General features: G+C 73.1%; 18 protein-coding genes. 7 read left to right on the forward strand and 11 right to left on the reverse strand.

Features of this window, described 5'->3' with window-relative positions; translation table 11 throughout:
• Positions 1 to 32: 32 nt before the first annotated feature.
• Complete coding sequence (locus tag ACFYYN_RS20645) at positions 33 to 908, reverse strand: MurR/RpiR family transcriptional regulator (protein ID WP_500546992.1); 876 nt, start codon at positions 906 to 908, stop codon at positions 33 to 35.
• A gap of 75 nt (positions 909 to 983) precedes the next feature.
• Positions 984 to 2,336, reverse strand: a complete 1,353-nt coding sequence (locus ACFYYN_RS20650) for an acyl-CoA synthetase (protein WP_500546993.1) — start codon at positions 2,334 to 2,336, stop codon at positions 984 to 986.
• A gap of 85 nt (positions 2,337 to 2,421) precedes the next feature.
• On the opposite strand from ACFYYN_RS20650, the gene ACFYYN_RS20655 reads away from it, so the two are divergent.
• A complete protein-coding gene (locus ACFYYN_RS20655; protein ID WP_500546994.1) occupies positions 2,422 to 2,868 on the forward strand; it encodes a hypothetical protein in 447 nt (148 codons plus the stop codon).
• 186 nt (positions 2,869 to 3,054) lie between these two features.
• Here the strand turns inward: ACFYYN_RS20655 and ACFYYN_RS20660 are convergent, their stop codons facing one another.
• Positions 3,055 to 3,876: an inositol monophosphatase family protein gene (locus tag ACFYYN_RS20660; RefSeq protein ID WP_500328652.1), complete on the reverse strand. Its 822-nt coding sequence runs from the start codon at positions 3,874 to 3,876 to the stop codon at positions 3,055 to 3,057.
• Between the two features lie 367 nt (positions 3,877 to 4,243).
• Positions 4,244 to 5,629, reverse strand: coding sequence for a cystathionine beta-synthase (locus tag ACFYYN_RS20665; protein WP_500328702.1), 1,386 nt, complete (start codon positions 5,627 to 5,629; stop codon positions 4,244 to 4,246).
• 201 nt (positions 5,630 to 5,830) lie between these two features.
• On the opposite strand from ACFYYN_RS20665, the gene ACFYYN_RS20670 reads away from it, so the two are divergent.
• Together ACFYYN_RS20670 and ACFYYN_RS20675 are read left to right on the forward strand one after the other, a co-directional pair.
• A complete protein-coding gene (locus tag ACFYYN_RS20670) occupies positions 5,831 to 6,667 on the forward strand; it encodes a helix-turn-helix transcriptional regulator (RefSeq protein ID WP_500328653.1) in 837 nt (278 codons plus the stop codon).
• Positions 6,668 to 6,783: 116 nt separating this feature from the next.
• Positions 6,784 to 7,809, forward strand: a complete 1,026-nt coding sequence (locus ACFYYN_RS20675) for an SGNH/GDSL hydrolase family protein (protein ID WP_500547102.1) — start codon at positions 6,784 to 6,786, stop codon at positions 7,807 to 7,809.
• 424 nt (positions 7,810 to 8,233) lie between these two features.
• On the opposite strand, the gene ACFYYN_RS20680 is transcribed toward ACFYYN_RS20675, so the two are convergent.
• Together ACFYYN_RS20680 and ACFYYN_RS20685 are read right to left on the reverse strand one after the other, a co-directional pair.
• Positions 8,234 to 8,650: a VOC family protein gene (locus ACFYYN_RS20680; RefSeq protein WP_500546995.1), complete on the reverse strand. Its 417-nt coding sequence runs from the start codon at positions 8,648 to 8,650 to the stop codon at positions 8,234 to 8,236.
• A gap of 10 nt (positions 8,651 to 8,660) precedes the next feature.
• Positions 8,661 to 9,080, reverse strand: a complete 420-nt coding sequence (locus ACFYYN_RS20685) for a helix-turn-helix domain-containing protein (protein ID WP_500547103.1) — start codon at positions 9,078 to 9,080, stop codon at positions 8,661 to 8,663.
• Positions 9,081 to 9,256: 176 nt separating this feature from the next.
• On the opposite strand from ACFYYN_RS20685, the gene ACFYYN_RS20690 reads away from it, so the two are divergent.
• The gene (locus tag ACFYYN_RS20690; RefSeq protein WP_499512208.1) at positions 9,257 to 10,477 is read left to right on the forward strand and encodes an acetyl-CoA C-acetyltransferase; all 1,221 of its coding nucleotides are present in this window, start codon (positions 9,257 to 9,259) and stop codon (positions 10,475 to 10,477) included.
• Between the two features lie 250 nt (positions 10,478 to 10,727).
• Positions 10,728 to 11,540, forward strand: coding sequence for a hypothetical protein (locus ACFYYN_RS20695; protein WP_500546996.1), 813 nt, complete (start codon positions 10,728 to 10,730; stop codon positions 11,538 to 11,540).
• A gap of 24 nt (positions 11,541 to 11,564) precedes the next feature.
• On the opposite strand, the gene ACFYYN_RS20700 is transcribed toward ACFYYN_RS20695, so the two are convergent.
• On the reverse strand, positions 11,565 to 11,888 hold the full coding sequence (locus ACFYYN_RS20700; RefSeq protein WP_500369029.1) for a hypothetical protein: 324 nt from the start codon (positions 11,886 to 11,888) through the stop codon (positions 11,565 to 11,567).
• 106 nt (positions 11,889 to 11,994) lie between these two features.
• Here ACFYYN_RS20700 and ACFYYN_RS20705 point away from each other — a divergent pair, with 106 nt between their 5' ends.
• The gene (locus ACFYYN_RS20705; protein ID WP_319161564.1) at positions 11,995 to 12,225 is read left to right on the forward strand and encodes a DUF4287 domain-containing protein; all 231 of its coding nucleotides are present in this window, start codon (positions 11,995 to 11,997) and stop codon (positions 12,223 to 12,225) included.
• A gap of 85 nt (positions 12,226 to 12,310) precedes the next feature.
• Here ACFYYN_RS20705 and ACFYYN_RS20710 read toward each other — a convergent pair whose 3' ends face one another.
• From ACFYYN_RS20710 to ACFYYN_RS20725, 4 genes are all read right to left on the reverse strand, one after another.
• The gene (locus ACFYYN_RS20710) at positions 12,311 to 13,174 is read right to left on the reverse strand and encodes a Bax inhibitor-1/YccA family protein (RefSeq protein ID WP_500546997.1); all 864 of its coding nucleotides are present in this window, start codon (positions 13,172 to 13,174) and stop codon (positions 12,311 to 12,313) included.
• Between the two features lie 220 nt (positions 13,175 to 13,394).
• Complete coding sequence (locus ACFYYN_RS20715) at positions 13,395 to 14,690, reverse strand: alkaline phosphatase (protein ID WP_500546998.1); 1,296 nt, start codon at positions 14,688 to 14,690, stop codon at positions 13,395 to 13,397.
• A gap of 286 nt (positions 14,691 to 14,976) precedes the next feature.
• Positions 14,977 to 16,473, reverse strand: coding sequence for a metallophosphoesterase family protein (locus ACFYYN_RS20720; RefSeq protein ID WP_500546999.1), 1,497 nt, complete (start codon positions 16,471 to 16,473; stop codon positions 14,977 to 14,979).
• A gap of 53 nt (positions 16,474 to 16,526) precedes the next feature.
• Positions 16,527 to 16,922, reverse strand: a complete 396-nt coding sequence (locus ACFYYN_RS20725; protein ID WP_500328661.1) for a VOC family protein — start codon at positions 16,920 to 16,922, stop codon at positions 16,527 to 16,529.
• A gap of 116 nt (positions 16,923 to 17,038) precedes the next feature.
• Between ACFYYN_RS20725 and ACFYYN_RS20730 the strand changes: the two genes are divergently transcribed.
• The gene (locus ACFYYN_RS20730; RefSeq protein ID WP_500547000.1) at positions 17,039 to 17,971 is read left to right on the forward strand and encodes a LysR family transcriptional regulator; all 933 of its coding nucleotides are present in this window, start codon (positions 17,039 to 17,041) and stop codon (positions 17,969 to 17,971) included.
• Positions 17,972 to 17,980: the final 9 nt, after the last annotated feature.

A 17,980-nucleotide genomic window follows, 5' to 3' on the forward strand; every position in this document is an offset into this window, starting at 1 on the left:
ACCCGCCGCCCGCCCCCGTGCCTCGGGGCGGCTCACTCCACGAACAGGCCCTGCGCCGCGGCCTTGGCGTCGAACTCCTCCAGCCGCGCCTGCGCGTCCGGCAGCCCGTCGCACATCGCCTCCAGCAGCACCCGCCCGAGCAGCATCGGCGCGCACGCGGTGTCGAAGGCGAGTCCCGTGCCGACGGCCGCAGGGAGCAGGACGTCGGAGTGGGCGGCGACCGGCGCGAAGGCGCTGTCGGCGACGGTGACGACGGTCAGCCCGGCGGAGCGGGCGTACTCCAGGGCCTCGACCACCTCACGGGGATGCCGGGGCAGCGCGAAGCACAGCAGGGCGCTCGCCCCGGCGCGCACGGCCGCGTCGACGCGGTCGGCGAGCATGCTGCCGCCCTCGTCGAGGAGACGGACGTCGGGGTGCACCTTGGCCGCGAAGTAGCCGAAGCCGCGGGCCTGGGCGGCCGCGGCCCGCAGTCCCAGCACGGGCAGCGGCCGGGACGCGGCGAGCAGGGCCCCCGCGCGGGCGACCGGGGCGGGGTCGGCGAGCAGCGCGGCGAGGTGCCGCAGGTTCTCGATCTCGGCCTGCACGGCCTCCTGGTACTCGTTGTACCGGTCGCCGTCCGGCTGCCCCTGGGGCGCTGCGGCGGGGGCGACGTCGCGCAGGTGGCGGCGGAGCGCGGGGTAGCCGTCGAAGCCGAGCGCGACGGCGAAGCGGGTCACGGAGGGCTGGCTGACCCCGGCCAGTTCGGCGACCTCGACGCTGGACAGGAAGGGCGCGTCGGCGGCCCGCCGCACCAGGCAGTGCGCGATGCGGCGCTGGGTGGGCGTGAGCCGGTGCGCCTCGAACAGCTTCATCAGGCGCGCGGACGCGGTGTCGGTCCCGTCGGCTCCGGTGGCGTTCTCGGTGGCCATGACGCCCTCTCCGGTCGGCCATTCATGTGCCGATGACTCTGCATGATTCTATGCAGGAGGGCAAGGCGCCCCGGCTCACACGGGCGGCAGCAGCTTCTTCTGCGGCTTGCCCATCGCGTTGCGCGGCAGTTCGGTCAGGAAGCGGACCTTGCGCGGGCGCTTGTGCACCGACAGGTGACCGGCCACGAAGTCGATCAGCTCGCGCTCGCTCACGCCGTCCGCCACCACGTAGGCCACGACCTCCTGGCCGAGGTCGGTGTGCGGGGCGCCCACCACGGCCGCCTCCCGCACCGCGGGGTGGTCCAGCAGGGCGTTCTCCACCTCGCCCGCGCCGATCCGGTAGCCACCGGACTTGATCAGGTCGGTGGAGGCCCGGCCGACGATCCGGTGCATGCCGTCCGGCTCGATCGCCGCGATGTCCCCGGTGCGGAACCACCCGTCCTCGGTGTACGAGGCCGCGGTCGCCTCCGGCCGTCCCAGGTAGCCGTCGAAGAGGGTGGGCCCGGTGAGCTGGAGCTCACCGATCTCCGCGCCCGGCTCGGCCGCGATCCGGGTGCGGATCCCCGGCAGCGGCAGCCCGACGGAGCCGGGGCGCCGCTCACCGGCCGCCCGGGTGCTGACCGTGATCAGGGTCTCCGTCATGCCGTAGCGCTCGACCGGCCGCTGCCCGGTCAGCGCCTCCAGTTCGCGGAAGACCGGCGCCGGCAGCGGCGCACTGCCGGAGACCAGCAAGCGGGCGCCGCTCAGCGCCCTGGCGGACTCCGGGTCCCCCGCGACCCGGCCCCAGACGGTCGGCACGCCGAAGTAGAGGCTGCCGCCCGCCGCCGCGTACGCCTGCGGGGTGGGGCGGCCGGTGTGGACCAGACGGCTCCCGGTGCGCAGCGCGCCGAGCACGCCGAGCACGAGGCCGTGCACGTGGAACAGCGGCAGGCCGTGGACGAGGGTGTCCTCCGGCGTCCACTCCCAGGCCCCGGCGAGGGCGTCGAGTCCGGCGGCGACCGCGCGGCGGGGGACCAGCACGCCCTTGGGCGCCCCGGTGGTGCCCGAGGTGTACAGGACGAGGGCCGTCGTGTCCGGGTCCGGCTCGGGGCCGTCCCAGGACCTGCGCTCGGTGACCACGACCGGGGGCGCCTGCACGGCCCCGGAGTCGCGCAGGATGTGGTCGCGCTCGGCCGGTCCCGCGTCGGGCGGCACCGGGACGACCGGGACGCCCGCGAGGAGGCCGCCGACGACCGCCACGACCGTCTCCAGGGACGGCGCCGCGTGCACGGCGACCGCCGGGGCACCCGCGACGCGTGCCGCGAAGGCGCCCGCGGCACCGAGCAGTTCCTCGCGCGAGCTCGGGCGCCCGTCGACGGTGACGGCGTCGGGGCGGTCGGACGGGGCGTGGTGCAGGGCGGTCAGCAGGCGCGGCGCGTGTCCGGTCACCCCACGACCCTACTGGGGCGACCTCCGGGAAGGTTCGGGGGTTTCCCCCAGTGCCACCGGGCCGACCGGTCCGTACGGTGGCGTCATGGACGCCCTTGACCCAGAGCTCAAGAAGGAATTCGCCGCCACCATCCAGGCGCGCAAGGACTTGGGGGAGGAGTACGAGTCGGCCCTCATCGACTCCTTCCTGGAGAAGATGGACCGGCGCATCGACTCCCAGGTCGAGCGGCGGGTACGCCGCGAACTGGCCGAGCACCAGACGGCGTTCGCCCGTGCCGGGCGCCGGGTCGGCCCGGAGGCGCGCGGCCTTGGGGGCGGCCGTTTCGGCGCCCGCTACGGCTTCGGGGCGTTCTCCTTGATCATGGCGATCCCGCTGTCCGCCATCGCGGCCGACAAGGGCGACCTGCCCGGGCTCCTCGTCGCCTGGGTCGGCATCGTCGCCGTCAACGCCGCCCATTCGCTGGGGTGGCTGTTCAACGAGCGGGGCAGCGCGCCGCGCCGCGGCAAGGACCCGGACGCCTGGGAGGACTGACGGCCCTGAGGCGGCGGGCGGCCCCCGCGCGGGCCGGAACGCGTCCGCGGCGGGGCGCCGCACGAGTCGGGGACGCATGGCCCGGCACGCGGGTGCCCGACTCCGCGACCGCAGCCGGCGCCGCGCCGGGGAGAAGGTCCTTCGACGGCGGGCCCCGGGGGTCCGACGCGCCGCCGCCTGCTCGCGCTACGCCGTGAGCAGTGCCACGACGCGGCGGGCCGCGGTCTCGTCGCGTGCCGCGGCGAAGGGCAGCGGCCCGGCGGCCATGCGGAACGGCAGCCCGTCCGCGCCCAGCACCGTTCCGCCCGCCTCGGCGACCAGCAGGACGCCAGCGGAGTGGTCCCAGGGGTTGTCGTAGGCGTAGGTGGCCGCGTCGAGCCGCCCGAGCGCGACGTCGAGGTAGTCGCAGCCGGCGGAGCCGCTCGCCCAGGGCTTGACGCCGTGCGCGGCCCCCAGCTCGTACAGCCTCCGGTGCTGGTCGGCGGTGAGGTGCGCGGGCCGGGCGCCGGCCACCAGGAGCACCTCGTCCGCGTCCTGGGCGCCGCCGGTGCCCAGCCGCAGCGGACGGCCGCCCAGGTGCGCGCCCTCGCCGCGCCGGGCGGTGGCGAGGACCCCGTCGACGGGCCGGTACGTCCAGGAGGCGAGCAGCTCACCGCGCGCGGCCAGGGCGACCTGGGTGACGAACGAGGAGTCGCCGCGGACGAAGTTGGAGGTGCCGTCGACCGGGTCGACGATCCAGACCGGAGCCTCGCCCAGCAGTGCCCCGAGCAGCGCGGGGTCGGCGTGCACGGCCTCCTCGCCGATGACGGCGGAGCCCGGCAGCAGGCGGGTGAGCGTACGGGTGAGGCGTTCCTCGACCCGGCGGTCGGCGACCGTGACGAGGTCCAGCGGGCCCTTCTTCTCGTCGACGTCGCCCTCGGCGAGGCGGCCGAAGCGGGCGAGCGCCTCCTCGTCGGCCACGGTGCGTATGGACTCCTCGACGGCTGCGAACGTCTGTGCGCTGATCACGGCGGCCACTCAACCAGAAGAGCGGCCCGCGCGTGGACGCGGACCGCTCTTCCACAGATTGCGCGGGAACCGCCGCACCCCCGGTCACCCGGGGGGCGGGACGACGGCGGTCCCCGCGAGGGACGTGGGCCGGATCAGGGCCGGGCCACACGTCCTGGGGTCACCATGGAGGTCCGGGAGCCGCTCCGGAGGTCCTTGGCGCCACATCCGTGGTGTCGGCCGGGCGACCGGTGTGCCGTCCGCCGACATCCACCAATGTGCCGGACCCGTGTTAAGCGCGTGCTGCGGCCACGTGACGTGGGTGTACCACTTCCGCGAACCCGTGGCGGACCTCCCGGGGGCGTCCCGGGCACGTCCCCGGGTGCCGCTACTTGGCCTCCTCGGCGAGGAAGGCGAGCAGGTCCTGGCGGCTGACCACACCCGTCGGCTTGCCCTCGACCAGCACGATCGCCGCGTCGGCGGAGCCCAGCACGGCCATCAGGTCGCCGACCGGCTCGCCGGAACCCACCTGCGGCAGCGGCGCGCTCATGTGCCGCTCCAGCGGGTCGTCCAGGGTGGCGCGCTTGGTGAACAGCGCGTCGAGCAGTTCCCGCTCCACGACCGAGCCGATGACCTCGGCGGCCATGACGTCGGGGTGCCCGGCGCCCGGCTTCACGATCGGCATCTGCGAGACGCCGTACTCGCGCAGCACCTCGATGGCCTGGCCGACCGTCTCCTCGGGGTGCATGTGCACCAGCTGCGGGATGCCGCCGTCCTTGCGGTCCAGCACGTCGGAGACGCGGGCCTGGCCAGTGCCCTCCTCCAGGAAGCCGTAGTCGGCCATCCACTCGTCGTTGAAGATCTTCGAGAGGTAGCCGCGGCCGGAGTCCGGCAGCAGGACGACCACGACGTCGTCCGGGCCGAGCCGCTCGGCCACGCGGAGCGCCGCGACGACCGCCATGCCGCAGGAGCCGCCGACGAGCAGGCCCTCCTCCTTGGCGAGGCGGCGGGTCATCTGGAAGGAGTCCTTGTCCGAGACCGCGACGATCTCGTCCGCGACGGTGCGGTCGTAGGCGGTGGGCCAGAAGTCCTCACCGACGCCCTCGACGAGGTACGGCCGGCCGGAGCCGCCGCTGTAGACGGAGCCCTCCGGGTCGGCGCCGATGACCTTCACCCTGCCGTCCGAGGCGTCCTTCAGGTAGCGGCCGGTGCCGGAGATGGTGCCGCCGGTGCCGACGCCCGCCACGAAGTGCGTGATCTTCCCCTCGGTCTGCTCCCACAGCTCCGGGCCGGTGGAGTGGTAGTGCGAGGCCGGGTTGTTGGGGTTGCTGTACTGGTCCGGCTTCCAGGCGTTCGGGGTCTCGCGCACCAGCCGGTCGGAGACGTTGTAGTACGAGTCCGGGTGCTCGGGGTCCACGGCGGTGGGGCAGACCACGACCTCGGCGCCGTAGGCCCGCATGACGTTGATCTTGTCCGCGGAGACCTTGTCGGGGCAGACGAAGATGCAGTGGTAGCCCTTCTGCTGGGCCACGATCGCCAGGCCGACGCCCGTGTTGCCCGAGGTGGGCTCCACGATCGTGCCGCCGGGCTTGAGCTCGCCGCTCTTCTCCGCGGCCTCGATCATCCGCAGCGCGATGCGGTCCTTGACCGAACCTCCGGGGTTGAAGTACTCGACCTTGGCCAGGACGGTCGCCTGGATTCCTGCCGTCACGCTGTTGAGCCTCACCAGCGGGGTGTTGCCGACGAGACTGATCATCGAGTCGTGGAACTGCACCATTGTCTCCGGGTTCTCCGTGATTGTGAGGCCAGGGTAAGCGGTTTTCCGGTGGGGGGTCGCCCACGCGGGCACCGGGCGTCGCACGCTTCACATTGGTGTTACGTACGCCCCGGAAGGTCCGGTTGTAGAGTCACACCGTGGCGCGATCACGACACGTCGCTGTTACGACACCGGGCTTATACAACCGGGGGGTGGGCAATGCCTGACCAGGAACACCCGGACACCACCGAAGCGGGCACGGGCAACGCCGACTACGCCGCCGCCCTCAGCGGCCTGGCCGCCGTGGAGTCCGGCCTCGCCTCCGTGCGGGAACGGCTCACGGCCCTCGCCGCCGTGCGCCCGTCCCGGCCGGCCGAGCCGGTGATGCCGGGCGGGATCGCCGAGGTGATCCACGGCGAGACGGAGCAGCAGCACATGATCGAGCAGCTGCAGCGCGAGGCCCGCAAGGAGGTGCTGACCTTCGTGCGGCCGCCGTACGTCGCCGCGGCGGGCAACGTCGTGCAGAAGGAGCGGCTGACCGCCGGGGTCGAGTACCGCTCCCTGTACGAGACGACGGCCCTGGTGTACCCCGGGGCGGCCGACATGCCGGGCTTCGTCGAGCCGGGCGAGCTGGCCCGGGCGGCGCCGACCGTGCCGATGAAGCTGATGATCGTCGACGCCGAGCGGGCGCTGCTGCCGCTGTCCGGCGGCCGCGACCGGTCCGTGGTCTCCTCCGCCGGCCTGCTGCTGCTCCACCCCTCGGTGCTGGTCGACGCGCTGCTGGAGCTCTTCGAGGACCGCTGGCTGCGCGGCACGCCGCTGCGCATGCCCTCGCTCGGCGAGACGGAGGAGGACCCGGAGTTCCCCGGCTCCCCCGAGCTCGACGAGCAGCTGCTCTCGCTGCTGATGTCCGGGCTGCCCGACAAGGCGATCGCCTCCCAGCTGGGGATATCCCTGCGCACGCTGCAGCGCAGGATCCGGTCCCTGATGGAGTCCACCGGAACCGCCAACCGCACCCAGCTCGCCTGGTTCGTCGCGCAGCAGCGACTGACCTGAGTCGGGGCCGCCCAGCGGTTGCGGCGGGCATCGGACGGGGCAACAAATCGTTGTACGGGTCGGGCCACGAGGGTCCGCACACCCGGCGCGGGAGGTGGACGTTGTCCAGGGCAAGGGTGGCGCGGCGGATCGCGACGGCCGCCGCGTACGGAGGTGGCGGCATCGGGCTGCTGGGCGGCGCCGCGGTCGGCCTGGTGCTGACCGAGGCCGCGCTCGCCCGCAGGACCGTGGGCGGCTCCGACGCCGTCCCGCCCCGCGCGGACGGCGTCTACGGCGCCGCCTTCGCGCTGAGCACCGACGAGCGGCCGATCGTGCTGGCCCTCGTGGGCGACTCCACGGCGGCGGGGCAGGGGGTGCACCGGGCGAGCCAGACCCCCGGCGCATTGCTGGCCTCCGGGGTGGCGGCGGTGGCGGAACGGCCGGTGCGGCTGGTCAACGTGGCCAATCCCGGCGCACAGTCCGACGACCTGGCCCGCCAGGTCGATCTTCTGCTGGGGCCCGTTCCCGGTACCGCGCCCGATCTGTGCGTGATCATGATCGGGGCGAACGACGTGACCCGGCGGATGCCGCTGGCCGTCTCGGTGCGGATGCTGTCCGACGCGGTGCGGCGGCTGCGCGAGGCCGGCTGCGAGGTGATCGTCGGGACCTGCCCCGACCTGGGCACGATCGAGCCGGTCTACCAGCCGCTGCGCTGGATCGCGCGGCGGCTGAGCCGTCAGCTCGCGGCCGCGCAGACCATCGCGGTGGTCGGCCTCGGCGGCCGCACCGTGTCACTGGGCGACCTGCTCGGGCCCGAGTTCGAGTCCCGCCCTCGCGAGATGTTCGGCCCGGACAACTACCACCCGTCGGCCGAGGGTTACGCGACCGCGGCCATGGCGATGCTGCCGACGCTGTGCTCCGCGGTCGGGCTGTGGCCCGAGGAGGACGAGCGCCCCGACGCCCGGCGCGGCGAGGGCTTCCTCCCGGTGGCCCAGGCCGCCGCGGAAGCCGCGGGCGAGGCCGGCACCGAGGTCACCGCGGCCGCCGGCACGGTCTCCGGCCCCCGCGGCCGCTGGGCCCTCCTCAAGCGCCGCCGCCGTCGCCGCCTCCCCGACGCGACGGAACCCGCCGCCGCGGCGGCGGCCGAGGCCGCCCAGAACTAGCGCCTCCGGCAGGTTGCGGGCCCTCCGGGCGGCGGTACCCGCCGCCGCCCGCGGGTCCGCTGCGCCTGCGGCGGAGGCTGTCTCCCACCCACCCGCCCGAACTCCGGACCACCAGGCCCCGAGGCGGACCGCCGCCGTCCGCAGAAGGCGCAGGGGCCACCCCCGCGCGGTGCGGCCCTCCGGGCGGCGGGACGCGCCGCACGGCAACCCGCCGCCGCCGTCCGCGGGGCCGCTGCGCCTGCGGCGGGGGCGTTCTCCCAATCCACCCGCGAGGGCACCCGACGCGGATGCCGCCCACCGCTTGCCGCAGGGGGTCGACCCCCGCGCGGTGCGGCCCCCGGGGGCGGCGATGCGCGCTGTGCGGCAGCCCCGCGCCTTCACCCGCCGCCGTCTGCCCCAACGGCCATGACGCCCGGAACCGGCGTCAGCCGGCCTTGCGCTGGTTGAAGCGGAGCAGGTTGCCGGAGGGGTCGCGGAAGGCGCAGTCACGGACGCCGTAGGGCTGGTCCATGGGCTCCTGGAGCACCTCGCCGCCCGCGTCGCGGATGCGCTCGAAGGTGGCGTCGACGTCACCGGTGGCGAAGATGACCCCGCGCAGCATGCCCTTGGCCAGCAGCTCGCTCATGGCCTGCCTGTCCGCGTCGGAGGCGCCCGGGTCCGCCAGGGGCGGTTCGAGCACGATCTCCACGCCCGGCTGGTCGGGCGAGCCGACCGTCACCCAGCGCATGCCCTCGAAGCCGACGTCGTTGCGGACCTCCAGGCCGAGGACGTCGCGGTAGAAGGGCAGCGCCTTGTCGTGGTCGTCGACGGCGATGAAGCACTGTGACAGCGTGATGTCCATGCGGACCACGCTAGGCCCGTGCCGCGGTCTTCGCTTCCTTGTTCCTGACCGGCCTGGTGTACCGCTTCGCGATGCACGCCGGGATCGGCGCGCCCGGCCCGTGGTCGCGCGCGCGGTAGGCGCTCGGGGTCTCGCCCACGAGTTCGGTGAAGCGCGAACTGAAGGAGCCGAGCGAGGTGCAGCCGACCGCGAAGCAGACCTCCGTGACCGTGAGGTCGCCGCGCCGCAGCAGGGCCTTGGCGCGCTCGATCCGGCGCGTCATGAGGTAGCTGTACGGGGACTCGCCGAACGCGGCCCGGAAGCTGCGCGAGAAGTGGCCGGGGGACATCAGCGCCGCGCGGGCCAGTGCGGGGACGTCGAGGGGCTCCGCGTAGTCGCGGTCCATCGCGTCACGGGCGCGCCGCAGCCGTACCAGGTCGTCCGGATTCACCACGTCAGCATCGCACGGGGGGGCGCGTTCGCCACGAGGATGCGCCATCATGGACTAAGCAAGCGCTCAGAAAGAGGTCCGCGTCACAGCCCCCAGGCCGTGACTCCCTCCGCTACGTACAGGTAACTTCCCAGAGAGTCCCAGCCGTACCCCCGCCGCCTCGTCGAGGAGTCGCGATGCCCGAAGCCGTGATCGTCTCTGCCGCCCGCTCCCCCATCGGCCGGGCCGTCAAGGGGTCCCTGAAGGACCTGCGCCCCGACGACCTGACCGCCACGATCATCCAGGCGGCCCTCGCCAAGGTGCCGCAGCTCGACCCGCGCGAGATCGACGACCTGATGCTGGGCTGCGGCCTGCCCGGCGGCGAGCAGGGTCACAACCTGGGCCGGATCGTGGCCGTGCAGATGGGCATGGACCACCTCCCGGGCTGCACGGTCACGCGTTACTGCTCCTCGTCGCTGCAGACGACCCGGATGGCGCTGCACGCCATCAAGGCGGGCGAGGGCGACGTCTTCATCTCCGCCGGCGTCGAGACCGTGTCCCGCTTCGTCAACGGCAGCTCCGACGGCATGCCCGGCACCCACAACCCGCTCTTCGCCGAGGCCGAGGCCCGCACCGCGGCCCGCGCCGCGCAGGGCGGCGGGGAATGGCACGATCCGCGCGAGGACGGGCTGGTCCCGGACGCGTACATCGCGATGGGCCAGACCGCCGAGAACCTGGCGGCCCTCAAGGGCGTCACCCGCGCCGACCAGGACGAGTTCGGCGTCCGCTCGCAGAACCTGGCCGAAGAGGCCATCAAGAACGGCTTCTGGGAGCGCGAGATCACCCCGGTGACGCTGCCCGACGGCACGGTCGTCGCCAAGGACGACGGCCCGCGCGCCGGGGTCACCCTGGAGGCCGTGCAGGGCCTGAAGCCGGTCTTCCGCCCCGACGGCACCGTGACCGCCGGCAACTGCTGCCCGCTGAACGACGGCGCCGCGGCGCTGGTCGTCATGAGCGACACCAAGGCGCGCGAGCTCGGCATCACCCCGCTCGCCCGGGTGGTCTCCACCGGCGTCTCCGGCCTCTCCCCCGAGATCATGGGCCACGGCCCGGTCGAGGCGTCCCGCCAGGCACTGAAGCGTGCCGGGCTGACCATCGACGACATCGACCTGGTCGAGATCAACGAGGCCTTCGCGGCGCAGGTCATCCCCTCCTACCGGGATCTGGGCGTCGACATCGACCGGCTCAACGTCAACGGCGGCGCGATCGCCGTCGGTCACCCCTTCGGCATGACGGGCGCCCGCATCACCACCACGCTGATCAACTCGCTCCAGTGGCACGACAAGCAGTTCGGCCTGGAGACCATGTGCGTCGGCGGCGGCCAGGGCATGGCCATGGTCATCGAGCGCCTGTCGTAACGGGCCCCGCCGGCCCTTCCCGACTCTCGGACGTACGTTCGAGACACAAGTCGCAATCGAACCGCCCCCTGGATGTGACCTAATCCCGGGGGCGGTCGTTTAGGCAGGTCAGAGGCGTGCCACTGGTACGGGGCGAGACTTTGGACCCTCCCATTTCGTGACGTTCCGCACTGCAGAGGCCATGGATTCCGGTGCAGAGTGGTGGTGTACAGGGGGCCAGGCTCGGGAAAGCACAGTCGGGAGTACGCCAGTGAGCGCCATGTTCCTCGTCCTGCTGGCGGGCGCGGCAACCGCCGTGGCCGCCGGCTCCGCCGCGCTGTTCGCCACACGCGGCGTACGTCGTGACGTCGCGGCCCTGCGCGCGGACCTGGCCGAGGCCCGTGCCGGGCGGGCGGCCGGGGTTCCCGCCGCACGCACCACTCCGGACGCCGAGGCCATCCGCACCGCCGTCGCCGACGCGCTCGCCGACGAGCGGGAGCGCGAACTGGCCGAGGCACGTGCCTTCTGGGCCGCTCAGGAAGCCCCCCTCGGCTACGGGACGGGCGAGTCCGGCGAGGCCCTCGTGGACCCGCAGCTCGACGCCCAGCTCTTCGGCGGCCAGGGGGCCGGCCCGGTTCCGGGCACCGCCGGCACCGACTACGAGGTGCTGCCGTACGGCCCGTTCCTGCCCCGCCAGGCCGACCTCGCGGGCCTGGAGCCCGGTGGCCCGGCGCCCTTCCGGCACCCCTCCGACCCCGACTTCGGCGTCCCGGCACCGGTCGTGGCCAACCAGGAGCAGACCGCCGAGCGCCTGTCCGAACTCGCGGACCTGCGGATGCCGCTCGCCGACGTCCGTCCCGGCCCGCTCGGCACGCTCGACGTGTACGTCTTCGCCGACGGCACCACGCTCTGCATGACCCCGGGCGACCGGGACACCGCCGACCGCCTCTGCGACGCCCTGGACCAGGGCGAGTCCCCGATACTGCTGGGCGGCTCCGCCGTCGCGGGCGGCTACGCGCTGACCTTCACCTACGGCGAGGAGTCCGTCTACGTGCTCGCCGACCGGGTGGTCGCCTCGCTGTAGCCCGTCCTCCCCGTCCTCCCCGTCCTACAGACCGCACCGCGCGGCCGTGTCCCCGATCCGGGACACGGCCGCGTCGCGTACGTGCGCCAGTTCCGGATGCGGTTCCAGGGCGGCGGCCAGGTCGTGGGCGGCCACGGAGATCTGGTCGCCGATCACGAAGACCCCCTCGTCCGGCACCGGCAGCGGTTCCCGCCCGGGGAACTCGATCCGCTGTGCCAGGGCGGCCAGTTCACGGGCGAGTTCCAGGCCCGCCCGGGCCACCTCGCCACGGAGCCGGCTCTGCGGCAGGGAGCGGTAACGCGCCGCCAGGAGTCCGGCGGCGTCGCGGAGCGTCGTACAGTCCAGCACGGCGCGAGCCTACCGGTGCGTACACACAACCGAGTGCGTTGCACTGTTGCCAACGGTCGACGGCTCAGGCACGGTGGGGTGACCGGAACGCATACCGGAGGCGCCGATGTCACAGACCTTCTCGGAAGAGACCCACCGGAACCTGCTCTCCCACATCCCCCACTGCACCGGCCGCGAGATCGGCGAATGGCTTCGCACGGTCGACGACGGGCCCGCTTTCCTCCGCTTCGAGGAGAAAGTCAGCTGGCTCCGCAGCGAGCACGACCTGTCCTACGGACACGCCAAGGCCATCGTCCACGAATACGACCTGAGGCGGGCCGCGCGGAGGTTCGGCTGACGCGCCTCCCCTCCCGCACATGCGAACGGGCCCCGAAAGGCATTGCCTCCGGGGCCCGTTGAATGTCCCTCGCGGGTCAGCGCACTCAGTCGTCGCCGCGCAGGATCGCGATCAGCCGCAGCATCTCCAGGTAGATCCAGACCAGGGAGAGCGTGAGCCCGAAGGCCGCCAGCCAGGACTCCTGGCGCGGAGCGCCGTACTGGATGCCGTCCTCGATCTGCTTGAAGTCCAGCGACAGGAAGAACGCGCCCAGCGCGATCCCGATGATGCCGACCACGATGCCGAGCCCACCGCTGCGCAGGCCGAGGCCGTCACCGCCGCCGATCATCGCGGCGATCAGGTTGACGAACGTCAGGATGACGAAGCCGATGGCGATCGCCATGCCGATGCGGGCGTAGCGGGCGGTGACCCGGATGAGGCGGGTGCGGTACGCCACCAGCATGCCGACGAAGACCGCCATGGTCCCCAGCACGGCCTGCAGCGGGATGCCCGGCCACATGAAGTTGAGGATCTTGCTCCAGATGCCGAGGAAGACACCCTCGAAGACCGCGTAGCCGAGGATCAGCGCGGGCGAGGCCTCACGCTTGAACGACTGGATCAGGCCCAGGACCAGGGCCACGAGCGAGGCGCCGATCGCCAGGCCGTAGCTCTTCTCCGAGACCGGCAGCACGAACCACGCCACGAGCGCGCCGAGCACCACGGTGCCCAGGGTCATGGCGGTGCGCATGACGACGTCGTCCATCGTCATCCGGCCGGTCTGCACGGGGGCGCCCGGCGGGGCCTGGTACGTGGTGTCGTAGGGGTTGCTGCCCGCGTACGGGTTCGTGCCCGCGTAGGGGTTGCCGCCCGACTGGGGGACACCCTGCGTCTGCGGCTGACCGCCGAAGCCCGCGTAGCCCTCCCCGCGGGAGAACCCACGCCGCGAGAAGACCGGGTTGCTGCTCCTCATCTGTCACTCCTCCATGGCCGCGCGATACGGCTCCGCACCAAGAGTAATGGTATGGCAAAGCGGGTCGCCTACGCCTCAAGGAGGATCTTTTGCGGCCCGCTCACCATGCCTGCCACCACGCCTTTCCCCGTCCCCGCGGCGCCACACCGCCGGGGGAGGAACGGCGGGTGCCGGGGAGGGGCGGTCCCCTCCCCGGCACCCGCCGGAAGTGGATCCTCGCTCAGCGACGCGTCGCCAGGATCTCGCTCAGCACGTCGTGCACGTAGGTGTTGGCGTGCTTGCCGGTGAAGCGGTTCGCGAGCGGGCCGGCCGCGGTGACGGGGACGTCGACACCGGTGTGACCGGAGGTGGTCCAGTCGATGTAGAACGACTTGTCGCTGCCGCGGATGCTGAACGGACCGTCCTCGGCGGAGATGCCGTCGCCGGACTCGTCGGCGGAGTCGGCCTCCTCCACGGCCAGGCCGCCGGTCTCGTGGTCACCGGTGACGACCAGCAGGGTGTCGGGGTGGGTGGCCACGTAGGCGCGGGCCACCGCGACGGCCTTCTCCAGCTCCTGCATGGACTGCAGGACGCGGGTGCCGTTGTTGGAGTGCGCGAACTCGTCCACGCCCTCCTCCTCGACCATGAGGAAGAAGCCCTTCTTGTTCTTGTCCAGCGTGCTGAGGGCCTTGCTGGTCATGGTGGACAGGCCGACCACCGGGTTGTACACGTCGCCCTGGCCCTCGGGACGCTGCTGGAACATCTCCTCGTTGGCGAAGAGACCGAGGAGCTTGCCGCCCTTGGCGCGGCTGAGCTGGTCCGCGCTGGAGACGTAGGAGTAGCCGGCCTTCTTGGCCTTCGTGATCAGGTCACCCTTGGTGCCCTTGCTCGCCTCGGACGTGTCCTCGGCGGGCTTGTCCTGGAAGGCGCCGGGGCTGCCCGCGGGCAGCCACCAGTCCTCGCCACCGCCCAGGATGACGTCGGGCTTGCTGACCTCGATGTACTGGCGCGCGATCTCGTCCTGCGCCGACCGGTTGGCCGTGCTGGAGAAGAAGGCGGCCGGCGACGCGTCGGTGACCTGCGCGGTCGTGACCAGGCCGGTGGCCTTGCCGGCGGCCTTGGCCTGCTGGCCCAGGGTGGCCAGCGGGTTGCCGTCCACGTCGACGCTGATCGCGCCGTTGTAGGTCTTCTCACCGGTCGCCCACGCGGTCGCGGCCGCGGCGGAGTCGGTGACGACGGCCTTCGGGTCGTCCGGCTCGGTGGTCAGCTGACCCGAGTAGGGGAGCTTGTCCATCGCGAGCTGACCGTTCAGACCGGTCAGGTGCAGGCGCGCGGCCTGCCGGGCGGCGGCACCCATGCCGTCGCCGTTGATGAAGATGACGTTCTTCGCAGCCGGGGCCTTGCCCTTGCCTGCGGTCTGCGGGGCCGTGGCCGACGCACCCAGCGTCGGGCTGACCACCATGGTCACGACCGCGGCGGCGGCCGCAGCCGCCACGGGCGCGGCGTACCGCCGGGCCCTGCGTACACCCTCGGACACAACGACCTCCGTTGCTCACTGCTTGCCATTGCTTGGCTGTGAACTTAGGAGCCTTAGGGGGAAGGTTGACTAAGCGCAGATGTCCAGAACGCGACGGAACCTTCAGGTGACGGTAAAAGCCTAGGCCCGGACTTGTCCGTACAGGTGGTCGCGGCAGCCTCACGTGCGGGCCGCCCCGCACGGCCGCATCCGGCGCGTTCGTGCAGATCACCGCCGTCGCGGGGCATCGTGATGCGCGCAGCGGGGAGGGCCGGGGGAACGGGCGCGCCGTTCACGTACCGTTCGTCTACGGCAAAGGGACGGTGAAGTCGTCCTCGACCGGCGGGTCCAGTTCGTGCGCCAGCAGGCCGGTGGCGGCGAAGCACCGCACGCGGACGGCGGCCGGGCTGACGTCCAGCCGCAGGAAGCTCTTGAAGAACGGCGGGCTGTACGTCGCCGAGCCCGGGGAGAGCAGACGGGTGAGCACCCGGCGGACGGGCAGGCGCAGCCGGCGCCTGCGGTGCGGCCGGGGCGGAGCGCCCAGGACGCCGGCGACGAAGCGGGTCCGCCAGGTCACGCGGGCGCCGGTGGCCCGGGTGGCCGGGATGCCGAGACGCCGGGCGAGGACCGCGGACGCCTCGTCCGGGGTCAGGTCGAACAGGCGGCGCAGGTGGAGCCGGCGGCCGTAGAGCCGGCTGTAGAAGGCGAGGGAGTCGCCGCGCATCGGGTAGCAGCGGAAGCGGTCCTCGGTGACGCCGCCGACCTCCACCCGGGGGATCGTGTGGGTGGCGTGCATGAAGGCGCCCCCGCCGCCGGAGACGACGTACTCGATCCTCCGGCCGTCCACGTCCACCGGGTAGCGCTGGTAGTTGTGGATGTCCCCGCCGATCACGGCGACGAAGTTGTGCTCCGGGTCGCGGACGACCTCGTCGACCGTGCCGCCGCCCTCGATGGCGCAGGGGTGGTGCTCGCCGTCCACGTAGATCGGGGAACCGGTGACGAGGATCTTGGGGCGGGGCCCCAGGGAGACCCGGCGCAGCCACTCGCCCTGCTCCCTGTCGATGTCGCCGAGCAGCCCGGTGTCGATGCCTATGATCCGTATCGGCCCCGAGTCGATCGCCCAGTACGGGCCGGGCTGGGAGGCCGCCTGCGAGGGCGCGGAGCGCATCCGGCGGGCCTCGTCGAGCCGGGCGTCGTCCGGCACGTCGGGCTTCGCCCACAGCAGGCTGCGCCACCAGGCCCGGGTCAACCGGCGGGGGCGCGGCGCGGGCGGCAGGGCGGGGGCGCGGCAGAACACCCGCATGAAGCCGTTGAGCCCGTCGTACCAGTCGTGGTTCCCGGGGATGGCGTAGACGGGGGCGTCGTAGTCCCGGTAGGGCCGGAAGAACTTCGTGTCGTACTCGTTGGCGCTGCCGACGGGGTAGAGGACGTCGCTGCAGATCACGGCGTAGCGCGTGCCGGCGCCCGCCTTGAGCATCCCGGGGACGACGGCGTACTGCGGGTCGTCGCCCTCGCCGGTGTCGCCGAGGAGGAGGAAGGAGAAGGTGTCGGGGTCGTCCCGCTCGATCACCAGGTCCGCGCCGGACGCCCCTCGCTCCAACTGGCCGTTCACCCAGCGCTGCCGGTCCCGGCCGGTCGGGTCGCCGAACAATGAGGCGAGCGGGCCGTTGCGGGCCTTCCACAGGGTCACCGGGTCCAGCCACGACAGGTTGACCACCCGGGCCGGCATCAACTCCCGGTAGGCGCCGGCCTGCTGGCTCTCCCAGCCGGCGCCGGACAGGGATTCACGCGAGGAGTCGGACACGGGCGCACTGTAGCAACCGGGCCGGGCGCCGAAGGCGGCGCCCGGAGCTGCGCTCAGTCCTGCGCGTCCTGTGGGTACCAGCGCAGTTCGACCGTGTTGCCGTCCGGGTCCTCGACGTAGGTCGACAGAGCGGAGCCGCGCGCGCCGAACCGCCGCACGTTGGCCTCCAGCACCGTGAACACCCCGGACGCGACGACCTCTTCCCAGTCCAGCGGTTCGACGGTGAGGCAGATGTGGTCGACGTTGGACTCGCCGCGGGGCCCGGCGACCAGGTCGATGATGGTCTCCCGGGTGACCCGCACCGACGGGAACGGGGCCTTCCCCGCGCGCCATTCGTCGACGCGCACCGGTTCCAGGCCGAGCGGTCCGGTGTAGAAGGCCAGGGACCGCTCGACGTCGGCGACGTTGAGGACCAGGTGGTCGAAGGCCTTCACGCGCAGCACGGTCATGTCTCCTCCAGGGGTGGTGTGCCGTGGACGTCCTCCACGATCCGCCGGGGGGCCGCCGTCATCAAGGCATGATCGCCGTACGATCGTTGAGCGGAACTCAACGCCGAGGGGGAAGCGTGCTGGAGCGGGTGGAGATCGAGGCCTTCCTCACCCTCGCCGAGGAGCTGCACTTCGGCCGGACCGCCGAGCGCCTGGGCGTCACCACCGGGCGGGTCAGCCAGGTGGTGGGCAAGCTGGAACGCACCATCGGCTGCCCGCTCTTCGAACGGAACAGCCGCAGCGTCCGGATCACCCCGGTCGGCAGGCAGCTCGCGGACGATCTGCTCCCCCTCGTCGCCGGGATGGATGAGGCGCTGCGCAGGGCCGCCGACGCCGGCCGCGGCATCACCGGCGCGCTGCGCGTGGCCTTCCTCGGCGAGGGCACGGCGCCCACGCTGCTGAGGGTGGTCCGCCTGTTCTCCGAGCGCCACCCCGACTGCCGGGTGGACGTGCGCGAGGTCCAGCTGGCCACCTCCCGGGCGAGCCTGCTGGACGGTTCCGTCGACGTGCTCCTCGCCTCCTTCCCCTTCGACGGGATGGTCCGCGGACCGGTGCTGCTCAGGGAGCGCCGGGTGCTCGCGGTGGCCGCGGGGCACCCGGCGGCCGGCCGGGAGTCGGTGTCGCTCGAGGTGCTCGCGGACCACCCCGTGGTGCAGTACCCGGAGGTGACCTCGGTGGCGTTCAAGCGGGACCGCACCCCGGAGCGCACCCCGTCGGGCCGTACGGTCCCGAAGGGGCCGGCCGGCGGGTCGTTCTCCGAGATGCTCACCCTGGTGGCGCTGGGCCGGGGCGTCCTCCCCGTCGGGGAGCACGCCCGCCGCTACTACCCCCGGCCGGACCTCGCCTACGTCCCCCTCCACGACGCACCGCCCATCGAGCGCGGCCTGGTGTGGCGGCACGGCAACACCACGGCCCGGGTCCGCGCGTTCGCCCGTGCGGCGGCGGACGTCGCGGCCACCCGACCCGACCGGGCACGGGATGTCGGGTCCGGCGGGGTGCCCGACGCCTAGCGTGGGTCG

Source organism: Streptomyces sp. NPDC001902, assembly GCF_042891295.1.
GTDB lineage: Bacteria > Actinomycetota > Actinomycetes > Streptomycetales > Streptomycetaceae > Actinacidiphila.